Annotated in this window: 4 protein-coding genes and 1 pseudogene; 3 read left to right on the top strand and 2 right to left on the bottom strand. The window is 59.0% G+C overall.

Annotated features, from left to right (window positions below; translation table 11 throughout):
* Nucleotides 1-134: 134 nt before the first annotated feature.
* From OS914_RS17740 to OS914_RS17730, 3 genes and pseudogenes are all read left to right on the top strand, one after another.
* Nucleotides 135-347, top strand: a pseudogene (locus OS914_RS17740) (DNA polymerase III subunit beta); the annotation flags it as partial.
* A 19-nt stretch (nucleotides 348-366) separates the two neighbouring features.
* Entirely contained in the window at nucleotides 367-1,251 is an 885-nt protein-coding gene (gene gnd, locus OS914_RS17735; protein ID WP_267547383.1) for a phosphogluconate dehydrogenase (NAD(+)-dependent, decarboxylating), read from the top strand.
* Between the two features lie 183 nt (nucleotides 1,252-1,434).
* On the top strand, nucleotides 1,435-2,460 hold the full coding sequence (locus OS914_RS17730) for a 6-phosphofructokinase (RefSeq protein ID WP_267547382.1): 1,026 nt from the start codon (nucleotides 1,435-1,437) through the stop codon (nucleotides 2,458-2,460).
* 493 nt (nucleotides 2,461-2,953) lie between these two features.
* Here OS914_RS17730 and OS914_RS17725 read toward each other — a convergent pair whose 3' ends face one another.
* Both OS914_RS17725 and OS914_RS17720 read right to left on the bottom strand, forming a co-directional pair.
* On the bottom strand, nucleotides 2,954-3,622 hold the full coding sequence (locus OS914_RS17725) for a DUF5134 domain-containing protein (protein ID WP_267547381.1): 669 nt from the start codon (nucleotides 3,620-3,622) through the stop codon (nucleotides 2,954-2,956).
* A gap of 91 nt (nucleotides 3,623-3,713) precedes the next feature.
* Entirely contained in the window at nucleotides 3,714-5,393 is a 1,680-nt protein-coding gene (locus tag OS914_RS17720; RefSeq protein ID WP_267547380.1) for an APC family permease, read from the bottom strand.
* Between the last annotated feature and the right edge of the window lie 119 nt (nucleotides 5,394-5,512).

The following is a 5,512-nucleotide window of genomic DNA, read 5'->3' as shown; positions in this document are numbered from 1 at the left end:
TAACCAGCTGGAAAGAACTCCTCACCGACGTCGAAAACGCCCTCACCACCGCCCGGGAAAACAACCCAACCCACTAAACCCCCTCAACCAAAAACAACGAGCCGCAGGCGCAATTCCAGACCCAGGGTCCCGAAGAACTCGTGGCCCAGCTCGCCGGCGATGAAATCGCTATGGCGTTCAGCCCGCACTACATGTTCCAGGGCCGCCGCATGATCGAAACCAAATATGAGCGGCTCTCGTTTACCACGGCACCCACACCAGCCATGATCACAGCGCAGACTGACGCTGATGGTGGGGACCAGGATGACTACCGTTATCTGGTCATGCCTGTCAGGCTTCCCGACTAGCGCAGAAAAGAGTCTCACCGTGCACATTGGATTGATCGGTCTGGGCAAAATGGGTTTCAACATGCGTGAACGCCTGCGCAAGGGAGGCATCGACGTCACCGGCTTCGACCGCAATACCGCGGTGACTGATGAAGGATCCATCGATGAACTGCTGGCGTCTGTCCCCGCGCCGCGGCTGATCTGGGTGATGGTCCCGGCCGGTGAGATCACCGACGCCGTCATCAGCGAACTTGGGGACAAGCTTGATCAAGGTGACCTGGTCATCGATGGCGGAAATTCTCGCTTCACCGAAGACCAGAAACATGGCGAACTACTGGCTTCCAAAGGAATCGGGTTCGTGGACTGCGGCGTTTCCGGCGGTATCTGGGGGCTGCAGAACGGATACGGCCTGATGGCCGGCGGCGATGCGGCGGATATCGAGCGCGCCCTTCCTGTTTTCGATGCGCTCCGTCCTGAAGGTGAACGTGGGGACAGTTTTGTCCATGTGGGCGGCGTAGGCGCCGGGCATTACGCCAAAATGGTCCACAACGGCATTGAGTACGGTTTGATGCAGTCTTATGCCGAAGGCTATGAGTTGTTGGCCGCAAAGGACATCGTGACCGACCTGACGGGAACATTTCGTGCCTGGCAAAAGGGCACAGTAGTGCGGTCATGGTTGCTGGACCTCATGGTGAAAGCCCTGCAGGAGGATCCTCTCCTGGCATCGATAGATGACTATGTTGAGGATTCAGGCGAAGGCCGCTGGACCGTTGAAGAGGCGATCGCGAACGCCGTACCGGCACCTGCCATCACCGCTGCCCTTTTCGCCCGCTTTGCTTCCCGCGAGGACAGTTCCCCCGCCATGAAGATGGTCTCGGCTCTCCGCCACCAGTTCGGCGGGCATGCCACCCGTCCCGCCAGGTAGCACCACCGGGTAGTTGCGGGGTACCCGGAATTGCGGAAACCGTCTATACCTAGAACAACCTTGTGCTGACCGGGTTTCCCAGCCACACCCAGGTGCACGTTACTCGCACCTGGTGTGACGGTCTTGGTGGGCTACAACGGAATTGGCAAGACCCACTACTCCACTACGAAGGAACCGAGCTAGATGAAAATAGGGATTCTGACCAGCGGCGGCGATTGTCCCGGACTGAACGCAGTCATCCGCGGTACCGTTCTCAAGGGCATCAAGGTGCACGGCCACGAGTTCGTGGGCTTCCGGGACGGCTGGCGCGGTGTCGTCGAGGGTGATGTCATGGACCTCCCCCGGCAGAGTGTGCGCGGCATTTCCAGACAAGGCGGCACCATTTTGGGCACGTCCCGGACCAATCCGTTCGACGGCGACGGAGGCCCCGAGGTGATCAAAACCCATCTGGAGCGCTTGGGCATCCAGGCGATTATCGCTATCGGCGGTGAGGGCACGCTGGCGGCGGCCAAGCGGTTGACCGACGCCGGGCTGAAGATCGTCGGCGTCCCGAAGACCGTGGACAACGACCTGGAAGCCACCGACTACACCTTCGGCTTCGATACCGCCGTCCACATCGCCACCGAGGCCATTGACCGGCTGCGTACCACGGGCGAATCCCACCACCGCTGCATGATCGCCGAGGTGATGGGCCGCAACGCCGGCTGGATTGCCCTGCATGCGGGAATAGCCTCGGGTGCACACGCCATCCTGATCCCGGAGCAGCAGGTCAGTATCGGACAAATCACCTCCTGGGTCGATAAGGCACACGAGCGCGGCCGGGCACCCCTGGTGGTAGTGGCCGAGGGCTTTGTCACCTCGGGAATGCAATCGCCGCATTCCATCCGCGGCATGGACACGTTCGGCCGGCCGCGGCTCGGCGGCATTGCGGACCAGTTGGCGCCCGAGATCGAGGCGTTTACCGGGATTGAAACCCGCGCGACAACCCTGGGGCACATCCAGCGGGGAGGCGTTCCTTCGGCGTTCGACCGCGTGCTCGCCACCAGGCTGGGCATGGCAGCCATCGACGCCGTGGTGGACGGACGATGGGGCACCATGGTCTCGCTCTCCGGAACTGAAATCAACCACGTTGAATTTGAGGCCGCTCTGGGCAACCTGAAGACCGTTCCGCAGCACCGTTACGATGAGGCGGCGATCCTCTTCGGCTGATCCCCATCAAGTAATAGATGTCGGTTTTGCCGCCTGTATGGGGCACCAATGGGCAATCGATGAAACAGGTCCGCGGTAGTGTAGCTGCGTAGAGTTGGAAGAAGGCAGCACCGACGTTGTCCTGCTGGCTGCACGTGAACGTGTGGTGAAGTGCGACGGCGGCGCAACAGGCGCGTCACCGGCACCAGTCCGGATGGTGACGTAAGGTTGCGCTCATCAAAAGGAAAAAGACACCGCAGCCGGACTACGGGAAACTTGCATCTGCGAGATGCTCCACTTTTCTGGCGTGAAACAAACTCCAGACAAGCTCTCGTGGTAGTGGTGAGAGCTTGCGGATCAGACTCGGGAACACGTCTACGTATCCACTGTTACGCGCCTGCCGAGCCCAAAAGGCCGGCGGCCGTCATTGTCCGCATAGTAATCGCCGGGCTTGACGACTGCGTTGGCGGCAAATGCCTTACTCGGCGGGAACTGGCGGTTCTCCGCTCTGCGATCATGCCGTCATGGTGGCGAACATGAGGGCCATGACGGCAGCGCCGAGGGCTTCGAGTCCGTGTTCTGCGCGGTGGGAGAGTCTTGGAGCAGTCGTGTTACGCAGAGGGGTTTTCGTTGTCCGGAAACGCAGTAGAAGGATAATGAAAATCACCGTCGCGGCTCCGAAGAATACTGTCAGCAGGATTGCCAGGTCGGGGGAGAAATTAGGTGTTGCTGCAGCCCTGATCTGGACTGGGGTTCTCATCGCGTGGTGATCGTGCGACATTGACATTGCGGACATTCCGTCTGATGGAACGAGTCCATAGCCGGGGGTAGTCACATGAGCCATCATTGAGATCATGAGAGCTGCGCCGCCCATGGTGAGGCTGTGGTAGACGCATTTTAGTCGCCCCCGGGTATGGGCGCAGAGTGCTTTGAATTCCGGCCGGGCGACCGCTTGAATGATAAACCACAGTGCCGCGCCGGTGAGGACTGCGATTTGAGCCAGCATGGTCGACGGCGCGAGGTTCCACAACATGGCCGCCATCAGGACGTGCATGATGGCGTGGAGGCTTTGGTTCACCTGATCCGTGAGCTGGCGTGACCTTGTCGCCTGCAGGAAGTGATAGCTTGCGCTCAGCAGCAGGACGGTCGTGAGGGTCCAAGTAACTGCGGGGATACTGAACACGCGGAACACACTCCCATCACTGGGTTAGGGTTTGGCTTAGGAACGGGTTCGGTCCCCGATGCAGCTGCCGACAGCACCGGGGACCGCCTATTTAGGGATGTTCCCTCTCCAGTTCTCGTTGTTCCTCCACGGCATACTCCAACTCGTGTTCGAGGTCCATCTGTGGCTTCAGCTCCAACTCCCTGATGAGGTCGAGGTCAATGGGGGACATCGGCTCGGGATCTTCTTCGTCCAGGACCGGGCCATGACCGTCATCAGCGAGCACGACGTGGCCGATGGTTTCATACTTGAGCGGATTGGTTTTCCGCAGGTAGAGTGCCTGCCCTGCCCCCGTGATGAAGAGCGCAGCGGCGATGTAGGGGATGAGTTTGAAAAGCAGAGATGTCGCCGCAGGCCCGGCAGCCGAGTCCAGATTCAGAGACATCATGATGACAACACCCAACATCCCCACTCCACCGAGTATGGGAGCGACTTTAGTGCGCCACATCTTTTCTTCCGGGTGGTGCTTGCGGAAATAGTTAAACACAGCGGCCATGGTGATGGTCTGCACAATCAGGAGCGAGAATGTTCCGAGCACGGCCAAAAGGACAAAAACATCCAGGTATGGGTCCTTGTGTAAGAACCAGAACCCCAGAATCCACGAGATTGCAATCCCTGTCTGGACGTACGACGCGATGTAGGGGGATCCGTGCTTCTTATGGGTTTTGCCAAGTCCGCCGGGCAGGGCTCCTTCCCTCCCCAGCGCGTACATGTACCGTGATGCGGCGTTGTGGAAGGCCATGGCGCAAGCGAAGGATCCGCTCATCATCAGCCACTGCATGATGAGAACCCACCCGTGGCCGACAAAGACGTCCGTGGGGTGAAAGAACATGTCCAGCGGATTGGCACTTTGCGCCAAAGCAATGGCTCCTTGGGCACCGTTCCCGGCGACGGACATCCAGGAGACAAACGTATAGAAGACACCGACACCGGTGACCGCGATAATTGTGGCGATAGGGATGATCTTCTTCGGGTTCTTCGATTCCTCCCCATACATGACTGTGGATTCGAATCCGGTCCAAGACCAGAACGCGATGAACATAGCTAGTCCCGCCGAGGCGACTAGCAGACCGTTTGCTTTGAACGCGTTAACCGGATTCAGCGTCTGAGGCATCAGCCCGTCGGGGCCCCCGCCATGGAAGAGCACGCCGAAGGCCATGACTGCCAGAATCGCGATCTCAGTGGCCAGCAGTACTGCCAGGATTTTCGCTGCGAGACTAATCTCAAAGTAAGTCAGCAGTGAGATGAGAAGGAGGCCGCCCACGGCGAAAACCACCCACGAGATGTTCACCCCTAATTGTTCCCGGAAAGCCAGCTCACCGAAATAGGCGAAAATACCGATGATGCTGGCTTCAAAGACGATGTAACCAAACGTGACCATATAGCCGGTCCCGAGGCCGACCACGCGCCCCAAACCGCGGGAAATGAATCCGTAGAAGGCGGCAGTTGATGTCACATAGCGGGCCATCGTCACATATGCGATTGCAAAAATCGACAGGATGGCGGTCGCCCAGATATACGTTGCCGGTGTTCCGGTTCCGACACCGTAGCCGACCGAAAACGGGACGTTTCCGCTCATCACTGTAATCGGTGCGGACGTCGCGACAGCCATGAAAACCACATCCCACAGACCCAGACTGTTGGCTTTTAGCTTTCCCGGTTGGGAGTGGTGCTTGGAGGCACCCTGGCTTGTCGTGTTTTTTGCTTTCTCTGTGAGGCTTGGCCGGTTCATGATTCGTGTCCGTTGCAGCAGTGTGCGGCTTTGGTGGTTGTGGTGGTTGTTTCTTGGGTGGGGAGGTTGAGGGTGGGGTTTTGGTCGAAGAATCCGTGGGGTTCGAGCATGAAGCCGAT

This window comes from Arthrobacter endolithicus, from assembly GCF_026627425.1.
In the GTDB taxonomy this organism is placed as follows: domain Bacteria; phylum Actinomycetota; class Actinomycetes; order Actinomycetales; family Micrococcaceae; genus Arthrobacter_M.
The sequence above is the reverse complement of the archived record's forward strand: the minus strand, read 5'-3'. Positions and strand labels throughout refer to the sequence as shown.

What these genes read in the sequence shown, in the direction of transcription:
- OS914_RS17730 (WP_267547382.1), top strand. Translation starts at nt 1,435, where the DNA reads ATGAAAATAGGGATTCTGACCAGCGGCGGCGATTGTCCCGGACTGAAC.
- OS914_RS17720 (WP_267547380.1), bottom strand. Translation starts at nt 5,393, where the DNA reads ATGAACCGGCCAAGCCTCACAGAGAAAGCAAAAAACACGACAAGCCAG.